General features: G+C 42.4%; 12 protein-coding genes. 5 read left to right on the top strand and 7 right to left on the bottom strand.

Annotation, left to right across the window (positions count from 1 at the left end; all coding sequences use genetic code 11):
• The first annotated feature begins 103 nt into the window (after window positions 1-103).
• From DW640_RS00645 to DW640_RS00635, 3 genes are all read left to right on the top strand, one after another.
• Complete coding sequence (locus tag DW640_RS00645) at window positions 104-1,336, top strand: DUF4861 domain-containing protein (protein ID WP_016268518.1); 1,233 nt, start codon at window positions 104-106, stop codon at window positions 1,334-1,336.
• A 164-nt stretch (window positions 1,337-1,500) separates the two neighbouring features.
• Window positions 1,501-3,177 carry a glycoside hydrolase 43 family protein gene (locus DW640_RS00640; RefSeq protein ID WP_022470485.1) on the top strand — a complete coding sequence of 559 codons (1,677 nt, stop codon included), beginning with the start codon at window positions 1,501-1,503 and terminating at the stop codon, window positions 3,175-3,177.
• Window positions 3,178-3,250: 73 nt separating this feature from the next.
• Entirely contained in the window at window positions 3,251-3,901 is a 651-nt protein-coding gene (locus DW640_RS00635) for an HAD family hydrolase (RefSeq protein ID WP_008764399.1), read from the top strand.
• 112 nt (window positions 3,902-4,013) lie between these two features.
• Here the strand turns inward: DW640_RS00635 and DW640_RS00630 are convergent, their stop codons facing one another.
• Window positions 4,014-5,327 (bottom strand): right-handed parallel beta-helix repeat-containing protein, encoded by a 1,314-nt coding sequence (locus DW640_RS00630; RefSeq protein WP_103877564.1) that lies wholly within the window; start codon window positions 5,325-5,327, stop codon window positions 4,014-4,016.
• A gap of 344 nt (window positions 5,328-5,671) precedes the next feature.
• Between DW640_RS00630 and DW640_RS00625 the strand changes: the two genes are divergently transcribed.
• Entirely contained in the window at window positions 5,672-9,967 is a 4,296-nt protein-coding gene (locus tag DW640_RS00625) for a hybrid sensor histidine kinase/response regulator transcription factor (protein WP_117576871.1), read from the top strand.
• Between the two features lie 87 nt (window positions 9,968-10,054).
• On the top strand, window positions 10,055-13,024 hold the full coding sequence (locus DW640_RS00620) for a sugar-binding domain-containing protein (RefSeq protein WP_117576869.1): 2,970 nt from the start codon (window positions 10,055-10,057) through the stop codon (window positions 13,022-13,024).
• 652 nt (window positions 13,025-13,676) lie between these two features.
• On the opposite strand, the gene DW640_RS00615 is transcribed toward DW640_RS00620, so the two are convergent.
• The 6 genes from DW640_RS00615 to DW640_RS00590 all read right to left on the bottom strand — a co-directional run bounded on the left by DW640_RS00615 (window position 13,677) and on the right by DW640_RS00590 (window position 24,495).
• Complete coding sequence (locus DW640_RS00615; RefSeq protein ID WP_370448178.1) at window positions 13,677-14,483, bottom strand: sialate O-acetylesterase; 807 nt, start codon at window positions 14,481-14,483, stop codon at window positions 13,677-13,679.
• A 44-nt stretch (window positions 14,484-14,527) separates the two neighbouring features.
• The gene (locus DW640_RS00610) at window positions 14,528-16,306 is read right to left on the bottom strand and encodes a polysaccharide deacetylase family protein (RefSeq protein ID WP_117577004.1); all 1,779 of its coding nucleotides are present in this window, start codon (window positions 16,304-16,306) and stop codon (window positions 14,528-14,530) included.
• Window positions 16,307-16,463: 157 nt separating this feature from the next.
• The gene (locus DW640_RS00605; protein ID WP_117577002.1) at window positions 16,464-20,765 is read right to left on the bottom strand and encodes a two-component regulator propeller domain-containing protein; all 4,302 of its coding nucleotides are present in this window, start codon (window positions 20,763-20,765) and stop codon (window positions 16,464-16,466) included.
• A gap of 142 nt (window positions 20,766-20,907) precedes the next feature.
• Window positions 20,908-21,222 (bottom strand): L-rhamnose mutarotase, encoded by a 315-nt coding sequence (gene rhaM / locus DW640_RS00600; protein ID WP_008759851.1) that lies wholly within the window; start codon window positions 21,220-21,222, stop codon window positions 20,908-20,910.
• A 30-nt stretch (window positions 21,223-21,252) separates the two neighbouring features.
• On the bottom strand, window positions 21,253-22,650 hold the full coding sequence (locus tag DW640_RS00595) for a glycoside hydrolase family 105 protein (RefSeq protein WP_008759850.1): 1,398 nt from the start codon (window positions 22,648-22,650) through the stop codon (window positions 21,253-21,255).
• A gap of 3 nt (window positions 22,651-22,653) precedes the next feature.
• Window positions 22,654-24,495 (bottom strand): rhamnogalacturonan lyase, encoded by a 1,842-nt coding sequence (locus DW640_RS00590; protein ID WP_117576867.1) that lies wholly within the window; start codon window positions 24,493-24,495, stop codon window positions 22,654-22,656.
• Window positions 24,496-24,571 lie beyond the last annotated feature (76 nt).

Raw genomic sequence — 24,571 nt, 5'->3', positions numbered from 1 at the left:
TCAAATAGCAGACTAATTTATCTTCCAAAGATAAGCCGGTCTGCTATTTTTTCAATTACTTTTGCAGAAAGAAATACGACGTATAATATCATGCCTTAAAATCATGAAGAAGAATATTTTTATCATCACACTCCTTGTCGGGTGCTGCTCTCTGTCCGCCTGGGCTCAAAAACAGGAGAAAACCATTACTGTAGAAGTAAACAATAACTGGAACCGTGCCAAGACGGATGAACCGGTAGTAATCAACTTGCGTGACTTGCATACCGGATTTAAAGTAAAGTCTGCCGTAGTAATGGAAGGAAGCACTGAAATCCCTTCTCAGCTGGACGACCTGAACAGAGACCGTAAGATGGATGAACTGGCATTCGTTACCAGCCTCCCTGCTCACGGAAGAAAAACATTTCAGGTAACCCTGTCTTCTGAAAAGAGTACGAAAACCTATCCGGCACGGGTTTATGCGGAAATGTTCATTGCTGACCCGAGAAAAGGAAAGCATCAGTCAGTACAGGCAATCACTGTCCCTGGTACAAGTAATATATATAGTATGGTCCGTCCTCATGGTCCTGTACTGGAATCGGAACTGGTAGGCTATCGTCTTTACTTTAACGAAAAACAGACACCGGATATCTACGGTAAGTTCAATAAAGGACTGGAAATCAAAGAATCTCAGTTCTACCCTACTGACGAACAGTTAGCAAGAGGATTCGGTGACGATGTCCTCCGGGTATTCGACAGTTGCGGTCCGGGTGCTTTCAAAGGATGGGACGGAAAGAAAGCAACTCATATCACTCCGGTGGCTACCCGTACGGAACGTATCATCTCTTACGGTCCGGTGCGTGTCATCGCAGAAATCGAAGTGACAGGCTGGAAATATCAAAATGCGGAATTGGACATGATGACCCGTTACACACTCTATGCCGGACACCGTGATCTTCGTATCGAGGCATTCTTCGACGAGCCGATTAAGAACGAAGTGTTCTGTACAGGCGTTCAGGATATTGTCGGTACCGCAGAATCTTACTCGGATCACAAAGGGCTTGTCGGCAGTTGGGGAACAGACTGGCCGGTAAACGATACCGTGAAATATGCCAAAGAAACAGTAGGTCTTGGGACCTGCATTCCCCAACGATATGTGAAATCGGAAGAGAAAGACAAAGACAACTACCTCTACACCATCACATCTCCGGGAAGCAAATACTTACAGTATCACACCACTTTCACTTCCATGAAAGAGACTTTCGGCTATAAGACACCGGAAGCATGGTTCGCTTATCTCCGCGAATGGAAAGAAGAATTGGCACATCCGGTAACGGTCAAAATAAAAGATATTCATTAAACAAAGCATACAAATACAGTTAAACAATCAAATACTGGAGTATTTACCAGTTTTTATACCGACTCTGCACAATTATTACTCCTTTGTGCGGAGTCTTTTTTTTACCTTTGCCCCATTGAGAGACTTCAACTGAATCTTTAATATCAAACTATTATACCTATATCATGAAACGATTGACACAGACTTTAGCTTTTTGCCTGCTAACTGTTTTCACTGCGGTAGCACAGAAAAACTATGTATCCGAAGTATGGGTTTCCGATCTCGGAAATGGTAAATACAAGAATCCGGTGCTCTATGCCGATTATTCCGATCCGGACGCTTGCCGCGTAGGAGATGATTTCTATATGACTTCTTCCAGCTTCAACTGTCTGCCGGGATTGCAGATTCTACATTCCAAGGATTTAGTGAACTGGACGATTATCGGAGCTGCTGTTCCCTATGCCCTCACCCCTATTGAAACACCGGAACGTCCGGAACACGGCAACCGTGTCTGGGCACCCAGTATCCGCCACCATAACGGAGAGTTTTATATCTTCTGGGGAGACCCGGATCAAGGCGCTTTCATGGTAAAAGCCAAAGACCCGCAAGGTCCGTGGACGGAACCTGTTCTGGTTAAACCGGGAAAAGGAATCATCGATACCTGCCCGCTTTGGGATGAAGACGGAAAAGTATATCTGGTACACGCCTATGCAGGAAGCCGCGCCGGACTGAAAAGTGTAATCACCATCTGTGAATTGAATAAGGAAGCGACCAAAGCCATCACCCCCTCACGCATTATCTTCGACGGTCACGAAGCACACCAGACGTGTGAAGGCCCGAAGTTTTATAAAAGGAACGGCTATTATTATATCTTCCATCCGGCAGGCGGTGTGCCAACCGGTTGGCAGGTAGTACTCCGTTCTAAAAATGTGTATGGTCCTTATGAATGGAGAACTGTACTGGCGCAGGGTGATTCTCCCGTCAATGGACCTCACCAGGGAGCTTGGGTAGACACTCCTTCCGGAGAAGACTGGTTCTTCCACTTTCAGGATGTAGGCGCTTATGGTCGCCTTGTTCACTTGCAACCGATGAAGTGGGTGAATGACTGGCCTGTAATCGGTATCGACAAAGATGGTGACGGTTGCGGCGAACCGGTAATGACCTACAAAAAGCCGAATGTAGGAAAGATATATCCCATCTGTACACCGCAAGAAAGCGACGAATTCGACGGATATATACTCTCTCCGCAATGGCAGTGGCACGCTAATATCAATGAGAAATGGGCATATTATGCCGGAGACAAAAGTTATGTCAGACTATACTCTTATCCGGTAGTAGCGGATTATAAGAATTTGTGGGATGTAGCTAATCTGTTGTTGCAAAAAACTCCTTCGGACAATTTCACCGCCACAATGAAACTGACCTTCATGCCTAATCCAAAACTGAAAGGTGAACGTACAGGTTTGGTAGTAATGGGCAGGGATTATGCAGGATTGATTCTGGAAAATACGGACAAAGGTCTTGTGCTGTCTCAAATTGAATGTAAAAAAGCAGATAAAGGAGAAGCGGAACAGGTAAACTCTTCTGTCGGTCTTACCCAAAACACGGTATACCTAAAGGTACGTTTCAGTTGCGACGGCAAGAAAATTAAAGCCAGTGAAGGAGGTAACGACCTCATTGTGATGTGCAACTTCAGTTATAGCCTTGACGGAAAGAAGTTCTTGCCATTAGGCAACCCTTTTCAGGCAAGGGAGGGACAATGGATTGGCGCCAAAGTCGGCATGTTCTGTACCCGTCCGGCTATTGTTACCAATGATGGAGGATGGACAGATGTAGACTGGTTCCGAATTACAAGGAAATGATTCGTTTTTTATTCCTATCTTTGTAAGCAGAAAGAAAGGAAAACAGGATTAACATAAAAAAACAAGAAGTTCAATGAAGAAACTAGTCATTTTCGATTTGGATGGTACATTACTGAATACCATTGCCGACCTTGCACACAGTACAAATTATGCCTTGAATAAGTTAGGATATCCCACACATGAGATCGAGAAATATAACTTCATGGTAGGAAACGGCATCGACAAACTTTTTGAGCGTGCCTTGCCGGAAGGAGAAAAGTCCAAAGAGAATGTACTGCGCGTACGCAAGGAATTCGTCCCTTACTATGACATTCATAATGCCGATGACAGCCGCCCTTATCCCGGTATTCCGGAATTGCTCTCATACTTACAGGATGCAGGTATTCAAATTGCTGTGGCTTCCAACAAATATCAGGCAGCCACCCAAAAATTGATTGACCATTATTTTCCGGAAATCCATTTTACCGCTGTGTTCGGGCAACGTGAAGGGATAAAGGTTAAACCCGATCCAACCGTTGTATTCGATATTCTGGAAGTTGCCAAAGTAACCAAAGAAGAAGTGCTGTACGTGGGTGATTCCGGCGTGGATATGCAAACGGCTGCTAATGCAAGAGTGACAGTTTGTGGAGTAACATGGGGATTCCGCCCACGTGCCGAACTGGAAGAATTCAGTCCTCAATATATTGTAGATACCGCTGAGGAGATCAAACGTCTTATTCTCTAATATCTGAATCTACAGAAAGATCTCATTCTTCAAGCTGTACGATAGATCTATGCGGATTATATCAACATAGATCTATCATGCAGCTATTTTTCTTCAATAACAGAACAATATTTTAAAGATTCTGCGCAGAGAATTGAAAACCGATTCCCGCATCATATAATTTACTATTTCTTTTTAACTTCAGAAAATCAATATCCGGCAGACTTCCATCCGCTTTGCGAGGCAATGTTAACTGAGCAGGATCCAAACTTACAAAATCATCCTCACCTACGGTCATATCTACAGGAAGAAAAGAATTATTGATAATCATACATTCCTCCCGATTCACATCGACAATATGTTTTCCTGCAGCCCTCGGCTTATATGACAAATTATTCCGAATAATATGATCATATCCGTCCACGTCCACTATTTCTCCGGCAGACTTACGATTCAGCATACAGAAATTAGACGGATTCTGATAACCGGTATTATTGAACCAGGAAATTCCTCCCAAATGGTGATTGGCATAAAATCCTTTGTTCTTGTTTTTATATGCCAGACAATTCTTCACTACATGGTGTGGAATCTCATTCGGCATCTTCACTTTTGAGCGCATACCATAGCCACCCGCTTTAAACCCTGTACCATCTCCCGCACCCACAAATCCTCCGGGCTTATATCCATTATAAAACGCCCAGCAATCTTCAATCGTATAAGCTGCTTGTGCCTTTATCAAATCAAAACCGTCATCACTGTTGTACCAGGCCCGACATCCTTTAAACACATTTCCCGTATAGGAGGCAGAAGCCGGATGCCCACCGAAGCCATCCACATTTCCACCGGTACCATTCTCAGATACAGGGTCATAATTATTATAAGCATCACAGTTCAGTACGAGATTATGACTTCCCCGCACCAAATAAAAACCAATAGCCATGCCATCGTGCATCGCCAGATTCTCGTAAATATTATGATTTCCACCTTGATTGTATATACACTCCGACTGAGTATGCTCCCGGATAGTAACCTGTGTTTTGATAATCTCAAAATTGCGGAAATGGAGGTAAGAGCCTGATACATAAAAGACAGATACCCGTTTACCCTCCGGCTTTACTTCAGTCAGATTGAATATCGGACGTTCATCCTGATAACCTGTATAGCAGATTCTCTTGGCCTGAGTGCCACTTTTATTCATTTCAAAAACATAAGCGCGCAAATGATCTCCTCCCATCATCTGCTCTTCCCGTATCCGATACTCGCCTCCGCGAATATATACCGTATCTCCGGGAACGACTTTTGACTGCGCTTTTTGTAAAGTAGCGAAAGGTTTGTCAAGCGTGCCCGCATTTGAATCATCACCATTGGTAGCTACAAAATAATTCGTAGCCGAAAGAGACAGGAAACACTCCATAAAAAAAAGACTAATACCTATATGCTTTTTCATTATGCTTATATTTTAAAACCTATTGAAAACTGATTTCCATTTTACTGTTGTTAATGTGCTTCTTTATTACCTGACTCTTATCTTCTACCTCTAAACAAATATTCTGTAACCGGAAGTTTTTTCCAGTTACCGTTTTCATGCCGCTAAATTACAGCTTTCTTTATAGTTTAGAATGTACATGCGTACACAAAGCCTAGAAAATCGTATTTCACCTGAGATTTACATCAAGAATGAACGATAATACATCGTTTCTTTGTTTTTCCGTACGCTATTACATCCTCTATTCTAAAAAGAAAATTAACTTTGTAACCATTAATAATAATGTAGAATCGTAGAAATCAAATATGAAAAATGCACTGCTGATATTCGCATTCTTATCTTTCTATCTCAGTTCAGTACATGCATCTGTCGAGATACGTTCGAACAAACTGACCACCGGTGACGGACTGGCGAATAATTCCATCCGATATATGTTTCAGGACAGCAAGGGATTTATGTGGATGGGAACCGTCAACGGATTAAGCTATTATGACGGCAACTCTTTTGTCAGTATCTACCCGGACCCTAATCTGCCGATTTCATTGGCCGACCCACGCATCCGGAATATGGAAGAAGACTCTAACGGTTTTTTATGGATCGCCACCCTCTCTTCTTTATATAGCTGTTACGATTTAAAACATGGGCGCTTCGTCGATTTCACTGGTTGCGGAGAATACAAACAGAGCTATTCGAAAAAAATCATTGCATCCGACCAGTCTATCTGGTTGTGGGATAACAATAACGGATGCCGTCGTGTCGTCTATCAGGATGGCCAGTTCTCGTCGCAGGCATACAAAAAAGAATTAGGCAACCTATCTTCTGACAAGGTACTGTTTGTCTACGAAAGCAATGACAGCCCCGGACATGTATGGATAGGAACCAAGCAAGGATTATGGAAATACCATGACGGCAAACTGGAAGCAATGGATACACAGGGAGAAAGCTGGGAACATATTTTTTCTTATGACCAATATACCTGCATCATTACCGGAAAAAAAGAAATCTACCGCCACTCTCTTTCCAATAACCGACTGGAGAAAATCGCTTCATTAACCGAACTCGGAGATACAGGTGTAATCACCGGAAGCCTCCGCCTGCAACATCAATGGGTGATGTTTACCGCCACTGGCAGTTACATCCTAGATCCCGTTACGGGAAAGCTGCGCCGGTTCTCCCGCCTGAATATTAAAAACGGTAACGTCACCAGAGACAATAAAGGGAATGCATGGGTACACAACTATACCGGCAACGTATGGTATGTCAATACCAGCACTGGCGACATCAAACATTTTCAGTTTCTTTCATCCGAGCATTTGGGATATATCGATGTAGAACGTTACTCTATCATTCATGATTCACGGGATATCATCTGGATTACGACTTACGGAAACGGACTCTTTGCCTACGATCTGAATACCGGCGATCTGCAGCACTTCACTTTTGAAGTCAGTCACTCCAGCCATATCAATTCCAATTATCTGCAATATATCATTGAAGACCGTTCCGGGGGTATCTGGGTGAGTTCCGAATTCTCCGGATTATCTCATCTGGAGATTCTGAATAAAGGAACGTTACGTATCTATCCGAATGGCGAAGATGCTTCTGACCGCTCCAACACGATACGTATGCTTTTACGTGGCAAAAACGGTAATGTATATATGGCAAACCGCATGGGTACCCTATATGAATATGATGCCGACCTGAAAAATATACTTCGTAGAGAGAAGTTTACACATAACGTATACAGTATGTGCGAAGATAATGAAGGACAGTTATGGTTGGGTATGCGTGGTATAGGATTACGTATCGGGGCTGACCAATGGTACCGATATAACAGTAAGGATAATAACTCCTTATCAAACGACAATGTCTACTTAATCTACCGTGACCGCAAAGGGCGGATGTGGATAGGAACATTTGGCGGAGGATTGAATCTGGCTGTCAAAACAGGCAACAGTTATCAATTCAAGCATTTCTTTCAAGACAGTTATGGAGAAAAACGGGTACGCGTCATACAGGAAGACCGCAACGGTATGATGTGGGTGGGTACCAACAACGGTATTTATATCTTCCATCCGGACTCACTGATCAACTCCCCCAAGAATTACGTACTTTACAATCATGTCAATGAAACATTCCCCAGCAATGAAATCCGCTGTCTGGTGAATGATCATGAAGGAAATATGTGGATTGGAACAACGGGAGCAGGCTTTGCCATCTGCTATCCGGGAAATGACTACCAACATCTGACTTTCGATTGTTATAGTATTAAAGACGGATTGCCCAACGGAGTCATACAGTCGATTGTTGAAGATCAGGACAATAAAATGTGGATTGCGACCGAATATGGCATTTCCCGCTTCACCCTCGCCACCAAGCAAATAGAGAATTATTATTTTTCTTCACATACACTGGGGAATGTATACTCTGAAAATACGGCTTGCATAAATGCTGACGGAAGATTACTTTTCGGTACGAACTACGGCCTGGTAGTTCTCGATGCCAATAAAGTGGAAAACATGGAAAAACTTGCATCGACCGTATTCACAGGGCTTCACATCAATGGAGCGCATATGCTGCCCGGTATGGATGCTTCCCCTCTCAACGAAACCATGTCCTATACAGGGCAGTTAAACTTGAAACATTATCAAAATTCATTTGTCATTGCCTTTTCAACATTCAACTTTTTAAGCGGAGCATCCAAATATTCTTATCGGATGCCTCCATATGATTCGGAATGGAGCATCCCTTCAGCACAAAATTTGGCAACGTACCGTAATCTTCCTCCCGGTAAATACCAGTTGCAAGTGAAAGCCTGCAATGTAGCCGGCGTATGGGGGGAAGAAAGCACTATGGAGATTGTCATAGCTCCTCCTTTCTGGCAGACGACCTGGGCCTATCTGATTTATCTGGTATTCATTGGAATCGTCTGTTATTTCAGTTTCCATATCATACGAAATTTCAACAGATTACGCAATCGCATCGCTGTTGAGAAGCAATTGACCGAATATAAGCTGGAATTCTTCACCAATATATCCCACGAATTCCGTACACCGCTTACTCTGATTCAAGGTGCTCTCAACAAGCTAATCAATATAGAGAATCCTCCCAAAGAGATGCAACGTCCTTTAAAAACCATGGATAAAAGTACTCAGAGAATGTTACGCCTCATCAATCAGCTACTTGAATTCAGAAAGATGCAGAAAAACAAACTGGCCTTATCTTTGGAAGAGACGGACGTCATTGCTTTCCTTTATGAAATCTTCCTGAGTTTCAAGGATACAAGCGAGTCCAAAAACATCGATTTCAGTTTTGAGCCGTCACAACCTGCTTATAAAATGTTTATTGATAAAGGCAATTTAGACAAGGTTACCTACAACCTCCTATCCAATGCTTTCAAGTATACTCCTTCTAACGGAAAGATTATATTCAAAATAGATATTCAGGAAGACAAGCAACAGCTTCGTATACAAGTCATAGATAACGGGATCGGCATACCCAAAGAAAAACGTTCTGAACTGTTCAAGCGTTTCATGCAAAGCAGCTTCTCTCATAGCAGTGTCGGAGTAGGTCTCCACTTGACACACGAACTGGTACAGGTACATAAAGGTAATATCAGTTATGATGAAAATGAGGGAGGCGGTTCTGTCTTTACCGTCCTATTGCCGACTAATTCTGATATCTATCAGGAGAAAGATTTCCTGATTCCCAATCAGTTATTAACCGAAGAAGAGGAACAGCACTCCAAAGATTTTCTCAGAAATGAAACGTCAGAGGATACTTTCCAGCCTCCTGTCGATCCTTTGAACAAACGCAAAGTTTTGATTATAGAAGATGATACTGATATCCGTGAATTCCTAAGAGAAGAAATAGGAGTTTACTTTGAAGTTGAAGTAGCTGCTGACGGAACATCCGGTTTTGAAAAAGCAAGTACGTATGATGCTGATTTAATTGTTTGTGACGTTCTGATGCCGGGAATGAATGGATTTGAAGTGACACGCAAACTTAAAAATGAATTTACCACCAGCCATATCCCCATCATATTACTGACTGCCCTCAATATAGAAGAGAAATATCAGGAAGGAATTGAATCCGGAGCTGATGCGTATATCACGAAGCCATTCAATGTCTCTTTACTACTGGCAAGAATCTTCAAGTTAATCGAGCTACGGGATAAACTGCGCCAAAAATATTCTAACGAACCGGGATTGGCTCATTCCATTATCTGTACCAATGACAAGGATCAGAAGTTCTCGGTAAAGCTGAATGAAGTATTGAATGAGCACATGACCGATACCGATTTTTCGGTCAATGACTTTGCCGGAATAATGGGACTAGGACGTACTGTATTCTATAAAAAAGTACGGGGAGTGACCGGTTATTCTCCTTACGAATATTTGCGTGTCATGCGGATGAAAAAGGCTGCTGAAATGTTATTGACAGAAGATCTCACCATAGCCGAAGTCGCCTATAGCGTAGGTATCAACGATCCGTTCTACTTCAGTAAATGTTTCAAGAACCAATTCGGGGTATCTCCATCTGCCTATCGGAAAAAGCTGTCTGAAGATGAAAATGAACCCATAAATGATGCCGACGTATGATCTTACAGGTTTTCCGTACTAATTTAAGGGGTGTTTCTTTCATTGATGTACTTTCTTTGCCAATGAAAAATTAATCATTAAGAAATCATGAGAAACAAACTCTTTCTATTTGTATTTCTGTTTGCAGTGCTGGCTATTGTTGATAGTCACGCTTTCGAACGCAAAAAATACAATTTCAACAGTGAATGGCGTCTGCAAATCGGAGACTTTCCCGAAGCTAAACAATCTCAATTCGACGATAGCCGGTGGAAAGCGGTCACTTTACCGCATGCCTTTAATGAAGATGAAGCCTTCAAAGTGTCCATCGAACAGCTGACGGACACAGTGGTATGGTATCGGAAACACTTTCGGATTCCGGCTTCCGGTAAAAAACAAAAAGTATTCATCGAATTTGAAGGAGTGCGCCAAGCCGGTGACTTCTATTTGAACGGACAATATCTGGGAAAACACGAAAACGGAGTAATGGCGGCAGGCTTCGACCTGACACCTTATATTAAAGAAGGTGACAATGTACTGGCAGTACGTACGGACAATGACTGGATGTATCGCGAAAAAAGTACTAACTCCAAGTTCCAGTGGAACGACCGTAACTTCAACGCAAACTACGGTGGTCTGCCCAAGAATGTATTCTTGTACGTTACAGATGAAGTGTATCAGACTCTTCCTTTATACAGTAATCTGAAAACTACCGGAGTTTATATTTATGCTAAAGACATCGACGTAAAAGGACGCACTGCCACCATCCATGCAGAATCGGAAGTAAAAAACGACAGTCGTGAACCACGCCAATTTAGCTACCAGGTGGTCTTGCTGGATGCTGACGGCAAACAGGTGAAAAGCTTCGAAGGTGAGAAAGTAACCTTACAAGGTGGCGAAACAAGGGTAGTGAAAGCTGCTTCCAAAGTAAATAATCTCCATTTCTGGAGTTGGGGATATGGGTATCTTTATACTGTCCAGACGATTCTAAAAGACAATAAGAATCAAGTCTTTGATGAAGTAAGTACTCGTACAGGTTTTCGCAAGACACGATTTGCAGAAGGCAAAATATGGTTGAATGATCGTGTGATCCAGATGAAAGGATATGCACAGCGCACCAGTAATGAATGGCCGGCGGTAGGCCTGTCCGTTCCGGCATGGCTTAGTGACTACTCCAATGGCCTGGTAGTAAAAGGCAATGGTAATCTGGTACGCTGGATGCATGTTACCCCATGGAAACAAGACGTAGAGTCCTGCGACCGCGTAGGTCTGATTCAAGCAATGCCGGCAGGAGATTCCGAGAAAGACCGTACAGGACGCCAATGGGATCAGCGTACAGAACTAATGCGCGATGCGATTATCTACAACCGTAATAATCCAAGTATCTTATTTTACGAATGTGGAAACAAAGGTATCAGCAGAGAGCACATGATAGAAATGAAAGCTATCCGCGACCAATACGATCCTTTCGGCGGACGTGCTATCGGCTCTCGTGAGATGCTGGACATCCGTGAAGCCGAATATGGCGGAGAAATGCTTTATATCAACAAGAGTGAACATCACCCGATGTGGGCGACCGAATATTGCCGCGACGAAGGTTTGAGAAAATATTGGGATGAATACAGCTATCCTTTCCACAAAGAAGGAGACGGACCGTTACATCGTAACCAACCTGCAACAGACTACAATCACAATCAGGACATGCTGGCGATAGCAATGATCCGCTGTTGGTATGATTATTGGCGTGAGCGTCCGGGGACAGGTCGCAGAGTCAGTTCCGGAGGGGCCAAAATCATTTTCTCGGATACCAACACACACCACCGTGGTGAAGAAAACTATCGCAGAAGTGGAGTAACGGACCCTATGCGCATCGAAAAAGATGCTTTCTTTGCACATCAGGTCATGTGGAACGGATGGGTAGATACAGAAGAAGACAATACCTATATCATCGGTCATTGGAACTATCCCGCAAATACAGTAAAACCGGTCTATGTCGTTTCTACAGGTGAAGAAGTAGAACTGTTCCTGAACGGTCAGTCACTAGGAAAAGGCAAACGCGAATACAATTTCCTGTTCACCTTTGACAATGTGGCTTTTAAAGCCGGTAAACTGGAAGCAGTCAGCTACAACAAGGCCGGTAAGGAAATAAGCCGCTATGCTGTAAGCACGGTTGGTGAACCTGCCGGACTGAAACTGACAACGATACAAAATCCGGAAGGATTCCACGCGGACGGAGCCGACCTGGCATTAATACAGGTAGAAGTGGTAGATAAGGATGGGAAACGCTGTCCGCTTGACAACCGTACCATTCAATTCGACTTGAAAGGGAATGCCGAATGGCGCGGAGGCATCGCACAAGGAAAAGACAATTATATTCTTAATACCAATCTCCCTGTGGAATGTGGTATTAACCGTGCTCTTATCCGCAGCACTACCCAAGCCGGCAAGATCACTCTGACCGCTAAAGCAGAAGGGCTCCCCAGCGCTACAATTACATTAGAAACCCTTCCCGTCAAAGTTAGCAACGGATTGAGTACTTATTTGCCTCAGATGACTCTGAAAGGAAATCTGGATAAAGGTGAAACACCTCTTACCCCATCTTACAAAGACACAAAACGTGATATACGTATTGTATCCGCTAAAGCCGGAGCCAACAATGAAACTGTAAACCAAAGCTTCGACGATAATGAAAGAAGCGAATGGATGAATGACGGAAAACTCAGCACCGCATGGATTACATATACGCTCGAAAAAGAAGCTGCAATAGACGATATCTGTATCAAATTGAATGGATGGCGTTCACGCAGTTATCCTTTGGAAGTGTTTGCCGGCAATACTATGATCTGGAGTGGAGATACGAATAAAAGCCTGGGGTATGTTCATCTTAATGTGGAAAAGCCGGTACGTTCCAAACAAATTACCATCCGTCTGAAAGGTAATACCAGCGATCAGGATGCTTTCGGACAGATCACTGAAGTTGCGGCAAAAGCAGCAAATGATATGGAACTCGAAGCAAAAGCGAACAAGAATAATGCTAATCTGAGAATTATTGAAATAGAGTTTCTGGAAGCAATCAAATAGAATAAAACATTTTCTCCCACCATAAAGGAGATATGTAAAAGAAGGTGTCACAAAAACCATATTGCCCCATAGGAACAAAAGATTAGTACGGAGAAACAACCGTCAATGAACCGTTCAGTAAGCTATTATGCAGGCTAGATTAATGTATCCGGTCAGTAACAATAGATTGTTTCATGTACGTGGTCCCATCAGTCTACGTACATGAGCCATTGGGTTTACGTACGTGAGCCGAACGGTTCATGAACATGGAACGAAGACATAAAACCGACTTAACAGATTAATCAAACCTTGCTTGCATATTAAGGTTACCGGGCTTTGTTCTTAATGTAAGCAGCATACCTTGGAAACATTAAGGTGTAAACAGCGTACATTGACGCCCAAAATGATGTTTTTAACACATGCAGGCAAAACCCTCAAGCTGACTATCTATCATCTGATAATCAAGACTTTAAATAAAAGATTCATCAAGGAGAGGTGACAATAAGAATGAAAGATACATTCTATTGTCACCTTATTATCACCCTCTATTGTCACCCCTATCTTCTTTATTATAAAACACTTAAATCAGAAAAGTGACAAGTGACAATAACAATGGATAAATATTTCCTATGTATATGTTTAAACAGAAATGAGTGTAGTCTGAAACGACCAGCTATTTCTTTATTAGTTTCTTAACTTCTTTAGCATAGCGTTTGCCTAAAGTAATCTGGCTTGCTGCATCAAAATGAGGATCCGTTTCATCCTTCAACGGAGTAAGTCCTTCGGAAGACACACAAGCACTATGGGGCAAAAAAGTGGAGATCTCTTTTATCATGTCATTAAAGGGTTTTGTACCTTCGGGAATATAAGGTTTCTTTGTCCAGTTCCATTGTGCTATTTGTCCTACGACAACTGGTAAATCAGGCATTCCCAGGTCATTACGTAAGTCTGTCATCAGCTGAATAATCTTCTCTTTATATGCTTCCGGATGATGACAATCGGCTTCTCCCTGATGCCAGATAATTGCTTTCAATGTACCATACTTCATTGCTTCTTTTGCACGTCGTATTGCTTCATCATAATATCCGCCGGACTGTTTGGCATTCTTAACCCATGAACGAATCGAAGATCCTCCCCGTGCATTGACGATTAAGCCTACCGGATGTTTTTTAGTAGCCATCGTCTTGGCAAATCCATATGCAGGTCCTACTTGTTGCCAGCTAAGTCCTTTTCCTATCGTAGAATAGCGGTTCAAGGGATTCACTGCGGGTTCGAACTGATCATCTGCATTCAGCAGGTATACATTTTGTAGAGTATCCATCACTTCCGGTGATAATTTCCCTCTCCCTGCCATATTCGACTGTCCAATGCAAAGATACAGATCCAGAGTCTTCAGCGGTTTCTCAGCGTGTGCTTCCGATCTTCCCCATACTAGCACACATAAAAGGAAGAGGCCACATAGATAATTTGTTTTCATTATTTTATTGATTTTATTATCAGGTTAAACTTTATTCGTACACACCCCTAATTAAAATGAATTTTAATAGTTCCTCCATAAGGATTAAAGTCAAACATAACTTTATTCCCATTTATATACACAGGTAATTCTTTCCTGCCTTGCTTCACCAGAATTCCATTCATAGTTTCCCCTTGAATCACCATCGTCAATGGCTCAGCAAATAGTTTTCTATCTAATTTTAACTTGGGAGTAATTGTCATACCATTCTTTTTATTAGAGACTTTCAATTGTATCTCCTCCCTTTCTTTGATATAAGATGCCACTTCACAGAAGGTACCTACCCAAATCTGATTTTCCATACTTTTCACTTTATCCAAATGTTCCCAAAATAAAGAAGGCGATTTGAAAGCATCATATCCATAATTAATGCCGTGCGTCATACCTACTCCCCAATCTTCCGCTTTCATCAAATCCTTCAACCATTTGTCAAACCGTTCGGGAGTTGACTTTCCTCCGATTGAAATTTGTTTAGTACGTGTAGCGGCCCTGCCTTTAGAAGCCATACTGACTATTTCTTCTGTCTTATAATTATATGGGTAACAATAGGTACGAGGTACAATGCCAATATTAGCATAAATAGCACTATCATTCTTTTCTATCTCCGATTTAACTTGCTCTATAGTCAATCGTTTGGCATTCTTATGTGCCCAGCTATGGCTGGAAACCTCATGTCCTTTCTTTGACATTTCACGCAACTCATCCCAAGTCATTCGAGGTACCTTTGCAGATGCACCTTGTTCCGTATAATAGCCGCATACCCAGAAAGTACCTCTAAAACCACGTTTCTCCAACTCAGGGGCAGCTACAGTTGAATGTTCCGCCAACCCATCATCAAATGTATAACTGATAGCACAAGCTCTGTCTCCTTTATATTTGGCGACATATACATGAGGATCATCCGAAAGAGTCTTTTTAATTTGTTCATATACCTGTTTACCCATATACTCGGCAGAAACCTGATTAAAATGAAGTTTATCTCCCATTAGTTCCGCTTCCGACATATCAATCAGATAAGCGTTCTTATCTTCTTTTGCATAGCGACGCATTCCTTCCTCAACATCACTATTATACCGTTTGTTTTTCCTGGATACGGTACCAAATATAAATGGAAGTTCAGAGTAATCTTTTCCGGTTTTCTCCGTCAAGTGGTTACGCACATAGGAAACTACTCCTTTCAGATTCTGATAATATTCTTTTCCGTGCTCATAATCACTTTCTCCCTGATGCCAAACGAAAGCATCAATCTGATAACCTTGCTTTAGTTTGGAAAGTGTCTGATCAATACTCGCATCAATATTGGCAATCAAAGAAAGTAATAAAGATTTTCCTTTCTCACTGGTAGCTGTATTCTCTGCCAACCATTTCGGGTCGGCAGACCAGTAAGTTCCCCGAAAAGGAGTAGTAACAGGAGCAGCTATGGCAGTGCCACCGATAGCCCACTTGATAACATAAAAATCTTCCTGAAACAACTGTTCCAACCAATAATAAGCAATCGCATCATATCCCCACGTATAAGGCTTACTTTTAGGATGACTCAATGGCCAAAATGGAACAAACATACCATCTGTACGATTATGGGCAATATGGCAATATTTGTAGGCTCCCGCAGTATACGTACTATCCACAGCCATTGCCTTTATATAATCCGGTAAACGATTGTTAGGTACTCGTCCATCCGTGTTTGACTGACCAGCTGTTATTATAACATGTGCAGGCTTCTGCCCTCTCGCCTGAATATAACAAAAGCCTAATACAAAAAACAAGATAAAAAAGAGTGTTCTCATGATCAATGATCCTTTAATTTTATAGTAATATTCTCCTGCAAAAATAAGGGTACTTTTACTATTCGAACATAGACTATTGTACACAAATACAAGGTCGATCATTCACATCGGGCACTACAGAGAAGATTTAAACTACCATTTAGAATAGCTTGGTTACTCAGGCTTCTGCCGTCTCATTTTCTCCCTGTTCTTTCATTTCACCGCGTTGATATACGGACGGCGCTACCCCAAACTGAGTCTTAAAGCACTTGCTAAAATAGAACGGATCGCTGATGCCAACCTTGTATGCAACTTCCGCAACAGTCAGATTCTCACCAGACAATAACAACTCAGCCGCTTTTTTCATTCGTACAACCCGCAAATATTCATTGGGAGAATACCCCGTCACTCCGCGCAGTTTTCTATAAAATACCGTTCGTCCTAATTTCATCAATTGAGCAAACTCATCAATAGAGAATTCCGGACGAGAAAGATTCTGTTCCAGTACAACAGCCAATCGGTCGGCAAACTCCTTATCACGGTCAGTAGAGCATACGGCAGCACGAACAATTCCCGGCTCACTGGAGAATTTCTCCCGCAACTTATCACGCTGTTCTATCAAGCGGAATACGCGCGCCAACAGAAGTTTTATACTGAACGGCTTCGCAATATAGGCATCAGCACCGGCTTCAATTCCTTCCAGATGTTTTTCCGGAGAATTCAATGCTGTCAGCAAGATAATCGGGATATGACTTGTCGCAAAATCAGATTTCAATTTCTTTGTCACTTCAAATCCGGTCATTCCGGGCATCAGTACGTCACAAATAATCAAATCAGCATCATAGGTACGAGCCTTCTCAAATCCGGAAGTTCCGTCAGCAGCTACTTCAACTTCAAAATAAACTCCTACTTCTTCTTTCAAAAATTCACGGATATCATTATCATCTTCTATAATCAATACTTTACGCTTATTCAAAGGCTCTGCTATTTTCTCCGGTTCCGGTAGTTCTTCCGAAAGTTCCAGTAAATGATGTGCTTGCCCGCCTGCCTCTTTCAACAAGACATTACCGGGAATAAGAAAATCTTTCTCCGAATAAACACTTTTGTCCGTCGGGATACAAACGGTAAAGACAGAACCTCCGCCGTCATTGTCTTTATATTCAATCGTACCTTTATGCACCTGTACCAATTCATAACTCAGATGCAAACCAACTCCGATACTATCACCGGAAAAACTACTCTGCATAAATCTCTTGAACAACTCATTTTGCTTCTCTTTTGGAATACCAACACCTGTATCTGCTACTTGAATCTGCAATGTCTTCTTCACTTCATCTACCGTAACAGAAAGTATAATCGTACCGTTCGAAGGGGTATATTTAAAAGCGTTAGACAACAGGTTATAAGTCACTTTATCCAGATTACCCTTATCAAGAAACATCTTGTAAGACGGTATAGACGGAATAAAACGGAAATTCATATTCTTTTGCTCCGCTACATCACCGAAACTCAGGAAAATTTCATAAAGGAAAGCAATCACATCCGTTTCTTCCAAAGAGAGCGCCAACTTATTATTCTGCATCTTGCGGAACTCCAATAACTGATTGATCAGCCTCAACATTCGCTGAGTACTTTTATCCATCGTTTTGAGCGGGTGTATCAGATCACGGGGAATATCAGCAACCCGTTGAATCTTTTCCAACGCTCCTTGAATCAAAGTTAACGGAGTACGAAATTCATGGGAAATATTAGTAAAGAAAACCAGCTTATATTCCGTCAACTGTTTTTCCACATTAATACGATTACGCAGACTGTTAAAGTTACGCACAATACGGAAAGTAAAATATAAAGTTACAATCAGCAGCAGCACATATCCCAACATAGCCCAGTTCGTCTTCCAGAAAGGAGGCACAATGACAATCTTCAAGGTTGTTTCACTTTCATTCCAAACACCTGCTCCATTACATGACTTCACATGAAGTACATAAGTACCTGGGGTCAAATATTTAAAAGAAGCAAAATTCAACGGAGAAGGTGTGCTCCATCCCTTATCATAGTTTTCCAGCCAGTACATATACTTTGTACGTCCGCTGTCCGAATAGTCAAAAGTAGAGAAATCTATCAAGAATGAATTCTGAAAATACTTCAAAGTAATTTCATCCGAATAAGCAAGCGATTGTTTCAATGGAGAATCCCCCATAGTAGGATTTATCTGGGTACCATTCACATGCAAATCTGTAAAGACCACCGGAGAAAAAGTTTCGCTATCCTGAATTTTATCAGGATCAATGACAAGCAGACCGTAATTTGTGCCGAAAAGCAATTTTCCATCTACTCCCACACAAGCACTATTCTCACTATAAACATTACCCAAAGTATAGGAAGAAAAGAAATAATTTTCAAAAGAATGATTAGTCGGGTTAAACTTAGAAATACCATATTCCGTAGCTACCCATAAGTTTCCGTTATTGTCCCCCAAAATTGATTGAATCACATCATTAACCAATCCTTCAGAGGTTCCGTAATGTTCATATTTCAATGAACGGTAATTATCTTCCGGCTCACAAAGATTCAAGCCGGAGCCAGATGTCCCCACCCACATACGTCCTTTCGTATCACGGTAGATACATCTGATTTCATTGCTGCAAAATGTACCGTTTGTATAATTGAACAGATGATAATCGTCACTGTCAGCTATCAATGAATCCGGATGAAAGATGCACACACCCTCACTGGTGCCCACCCAGATCATTCCATTATCGTCTTCTTCTATTACTCGCACCATACGCAGACCAAACTTCTGCTGTAAAAAATGACGGAATTTATACTTGCCATCAGTCGTCGGTTCTGCCAGTTCAAGCCCACCGCCAAAGGTACCTATCCACATACGGTCTTTCCGGTCACGAAAAAGAGAAAAGACATTATTTTCTGATAACGAAGCCGGATCCGAGACTTCATTGCGATACCATGAATCTCCGATCTTCAATCCATTTCCACGGGTTCCCACCCACATTTCGCCTTGATTATCTTCTGCTATCGCATAAATATTGGAATGGAAATACTGATTGGACATTTTGGAATGAAGATTCGAGTCAAACGTATATAATCCGCCTTTACGTGTTCCGACCCAAATATCCCCATCCGGCATTTTAGTCAACATACGAATCGTATTCGAGCGGTCAAATAATTCACGGGATTCGGGATAAATACGCGAGGTTCCTTCATTCAGAACTGAAATACGGGATAAACCGGAATACTCTGAACTTACCCAAATACCTCCGGCACGATCCTCCATCACATATAACAGAAAATCCGAACTTATATGACTCTGATCATTTATATTAGCCAGAAAATGTTCTAACTTATCCTCTGTCGTGTCATAGGCAAACAATCCGTTACCATAAGTAGAAATCCAAATGATTCCCCGGGAATCATGGACAATATGGTAACGTTCATAATCAATGTATCCCAGTTTATCTTCAGGTATCAACTGAAATTCTTTTCTTGCTCCATTCTTGGCCAAAATATAAGTGACACATCCCGTATGATTATATATCCAGAAGTCACCATGATTATCACAAATCACTTCACCATTTCTGATGTTCAGACCAGAGTCCACACTGATCTTGCGTGTATTGAAATCATAGTTAAAAACCCCGGTATTGGTAAGGATGACCCATTTATCGTTCAACAGGAAGTTTCCCGTAGGTGACGTCTTACCCGCAACAGCAGAAAGCGAACCGACTTTTGTCAGTTTTTGCTTTGTAGTCTGATAGCAGTAGATGTCTCCGTCCACTGTCAGAAAATACATATCATTCTTGAATGCCAGAGAAGAAGTAAAATGGAGTAATCTGTCTTCTACCTTATACTGTCCATCGGATACGGAAACTAAGCCACGCTGTGTCCCGATCCAGATTCGTCCGCCGGCATCTTCATTTACAAACTGTACCCGGTTATCCGGAAGATTTCCACGCTCCGTCTTAAATTCCGTAGACACCATCTGTCTGTCTTTCTGATGGACCATTCTGAGACAACCATTGCCGGAATGTCTGAGCCATACATCCCCATTAGCAGCAACAAATATAGACGAATAATTCTTTTCCAGCGCACCAGTCCCCGTATAGTCTACAAAACAGGCACGTTGCAAGTCATAACAACTGAACAATTCCGGAGTTGTAGAGATCCATAAAAAACCATTTTTGTCTTCGGTAAGGTCATAAATCCGATTATCAGCCAAAGAGACTTTATCACCAATTTCCGGACGGAAAGTCAGAAAAGAGTTGCCATCATAGCGGCTTAACCCATTTAGGGTAGCCAACCACAAGAAGCCTTTGCTATCCTGATACAGGTACCGAACTGAGTTATTCGGAAGTCCGTCACTTGTTCTCATTTGTTTGGAACGGAGTTCAATGCCACCGTAAGCCGCATTGAAAACAAGAGTCATGAACAATGTGAAAAGTAATATGCGCCTCTGTGTCATATAGATTCTAAGATTAATGATAAATGCCAGACAAAAATAGTCAAGATAGTTGAAATAATAAAGAAACAATCCATAAATAGTATCAGGAGGATGCTTGTTTTTTAATCAAACATCCCCCTGATATCAATTCTGTCTAAGGGTTCTAGTCCATATGAAAGACTTCCGGCAATGGTATTGAAACCGGTGAATTGTCCGGATTCACTTCCATGATATCTGCCATATAATCCCACCATTTCTGTACAATCTCTGTGTTGCCCAAGTCCTGCGAACCTCCTTCTCCTTCTGTTTTCTGGAAAGCAAATAGAATATTGGTTTCTTTGTCCCAATATATAGAATAATCTGACACCCCATTTTTTGAAAGCAGTGCTTTTAATTCAGGCCAGATAGCGGCATGCCTTTTTTCGTATTCTGCTTCATAGCCCGGTTTCAGATACATTTTGAATGCTTCTCGTTTCATGGTTCCTATATTTTAAAGTTAATCTTTTATTTATTCACTATCTACCGCAAAGATAGGAGCTGTTGTCTTCTGCTTTTCCTGATAATATTGCACGGCACTGTCATTCATCTGAGGATGCTGGGTGTTGAGCAAACGAATCATTTCCGCACCTGCCCAAAGCACCGGTCCGTATCCATGCGCCGCATATACATTGACCGGACGATAATAATAGAAAGCCGGATCGAAAGCCATACCGGTGCCTACGCAAGTGCCTTCCACCTGTCCTTCTTCATTTATCTTTCCGGCGACGGCATGCCATCCCAACTGGGCAACAGGACCATACGCTATCGCATCAATCCAACCTTTATTAATGGCGTGTGCCAGACAATATACATAGATAGCAGTTGCAGAAGTTTCCAGATAAGAATCATTACGGTCGAGCAACTGGTGCCAAAGTCCTTCTCCACTTTGCAACGCCGTCACTCCACGCACATGAGCACGGAAATAATCCATCACCTTCGGACGTTGGGGATAATCTTCCGGCAATACATCCAGCAGTTCACAAGCTGTCAGCAGCGCCCATCCATTGGCACGTGCCCAGCAAAAAGCCGGATGATCCGTACTGCTTTCCACCCATCCGTGTCTGTACAATCCCTTTTCGGGGATAAACATACGGTCTGCAAATTGCAGGAATTGCTTCACGGCTTCTGCCAGATATTTATTCTTCGCTTCCTTATCATAACGGCTCATCTGCGCTACCGCCGGAATGCCCATAAACATATCATCCAGCCAAAGAGTATTCCGCTGAGGACGATTACGGGCAAACGTTCCGTCTGCCAGACGGTATTCTTTGTTGATGATAAAATCAAAGTAATTCTGAATTAATCCGTCAACCGGAAGAGACTCGTCTTTCAACCGTAATTTAATCATGGCAGTACAGACGGCTCCCGCATCATCCAACGCATGAGGAGTCAGGATTTGCAGCAATTGCGAATCAGTCTTCCCTTTTTCTTCATAGACACGTTTGAAATGAGGAGCGACTTCCGCCAAAAAACGGAAACGATTCTGAACGTAGTCAGTATAACGCTTATCACCTGTTGTTTCGGCAGCCGCTATCAGAGCGGAATAAGTGACACCCCATTCATAACTTGCCAGACGGAAAGCTCCGCGTTCCAGCTGCGCCTCATCCCCCATTGCAGTATAATCCGTAATCACCTTACCGGTATTCTTATCCACTACACGGGCCGGTGTCTCCTTATCTATATACGCAAAAACACGATCGATATCTTTTTTAACCTGTTCGGGGGTCAAATCACCATAAGTACCCTGATAAGCAGGTTGCAGTAAATGCAAGGGGGTATTTGAATCATTGATTACTGCTTTCTTTTTCTGCGCACAGGCAGGTAGTGCTACCAATAACGCAGCAACGGTCATCATACGATAATTCATAATTTACTTTTTAGGTATTTTACATCCTCTGAATATAGTGCCACGCAACTCCGGACCAAAATAGAATCCGGGCTGAGTAGGCTGATTATAAGCCACATTTTGAGTCGCAATACTGATACGGTAAACCGGATCTTCCAGGAAAGTATGGAAACGGTAGTCCGTAGGAATGGTAGAGACATAAAGCCTCAAAGCTGTATTATCGGCTGTACGCAACAATACTTCTTCTCGCCAGTCTCCTACAATATCTCCTTGCAGACAAGGAGTTGACTTTGTTCCGTTATTAGAAAGAGCACCTTCAAAAACTGCGATACGTTCACAAAGTCCTTTCTCCCAATTATATTTACTGACTACATTACGATCCAGCAACTCACGCAAGAGATCACCATCCCACCAGACAGCCATATTCGTAGACAATCCTCTGACTCTGGAAGCAATCACTTCTCCTTTCACATTTCTGACACCTTTAGAATCTAAAGACCACATTTCAACTCCGGGATGATTAGGATCAATATCAGCAGCCATACAACGACCTACATCTGTATTACTCTTTATCTGGAAAATAATTTCTCCCGTAGCTGCATCCCGGAAAGTTGAGCCATCTCTTCTATTCTCGTGGCAACTCCAAACCTGCAATCCCGGACGGGAAGGATCAAAGTGAGTCAGATGCATAGCATCACCATGCCCCATGCGGGTAGAATAAAGTCCGGTTCCATCGTTATTGATCGTACATTGTCCATATACAATCTCATCGCAGCCGTCACCATCTACATCACCTACACGAAGATTATGGTTTCCCTGTCCGGCATAAGCTCTGCAACCGGGATTATTACTGTCGAATACCCAGCGGTTCTTCAAATTCTTACCATCCCAGTCATAGGCAGCCAATACAGTACGTGTATAATATCCACGGCACATCACCACACTCGGATGTACTCCATCCAAATACGCAATACAAGCCAGATAACGGTCGCTACGATTGGCACGTCCGTCGCCCCAGTCCATCAGATTGCCACGTTCGGGCACATAATCAATCGTTTGCATTGCTTCTCCGGTCAGTCCGTTAAAGATGGTCAGATACTCCGGGCCTGTCAGAATACGTCCTCGCTCATTCCGATAATCCGCATTCGCATCACCGATCACCTTTCCCGTTCCGTCCACTGTTCCGTCTCCGGTCTTCATTACCACTTCCGCACGGCCGTCACCGTCCAGATCGAAGACCATAAACTGTGTATAATGTGCACCGGCGCGTACATTGCGTCCCATATTGATACGCCACAACTGCTGCCCGTTCAACTTATAACAGTCAAAAATCACCGGTCCCGTATAACCGTCATGAGCGTTATCATGTGCATTGGACGGATCCCATTTCAAAATAATCTCATATTCACCATCCCCGTCTACATCACCGATACTGGCATCATTCGGAGCATAAGTGTATGCTTGTCCGGACGGAGTAGTACCTCCCTCGGGGCGTACCAAAGGAATATTTAAATATCCTGTCGGAGCATCTGCCGGCAGTTGATAATTGCTTTCTGTTTTACCTTTTATAGCTTTTACCGTATAGAGTGCAGGTTCTGTTCCCTGATAAGAATCCTGGAAGAAAGTTGCATTTTTCAGCGGATGTTTATTCACCTTTTTACCATCCCGATATATATCAAAGGATTCGTCCATCGGATCAGAAGAAAGATAGCGCCAAGAAACGACTATGTTTGACGGATTCTCACGAATGGCAATTACGCCACGTCCTAAATGTTCTCGTTTCAGTTTAGTAAAATCATAGTTTGGCTGGGCAACTACAAAAGTCGCTATTACCAACAAACTAAAAAAGATGCTTGTACATTTCATAGTTTTATCATTAATCAAAGTGTTCTTATCATATTTAGAATAACGTCGTGCAAAAGTAAGCGATATGGTCTACCCA

This window comes from Bacteroides sp. AM23-12 (assembly GCF_003434395.1).
GTDB classification, from domain to species: Bacteria; Bacteroidota; Bacteroidia; order Bacteroidales; family Bacteroidaceae; genus Bacteroides; species Bacteroides thetaiotaomicron.
Note: the sequence above shows the minus strand (reverse complement) of the source record. Positions and strands in the feature narration are given on the sequence as shown.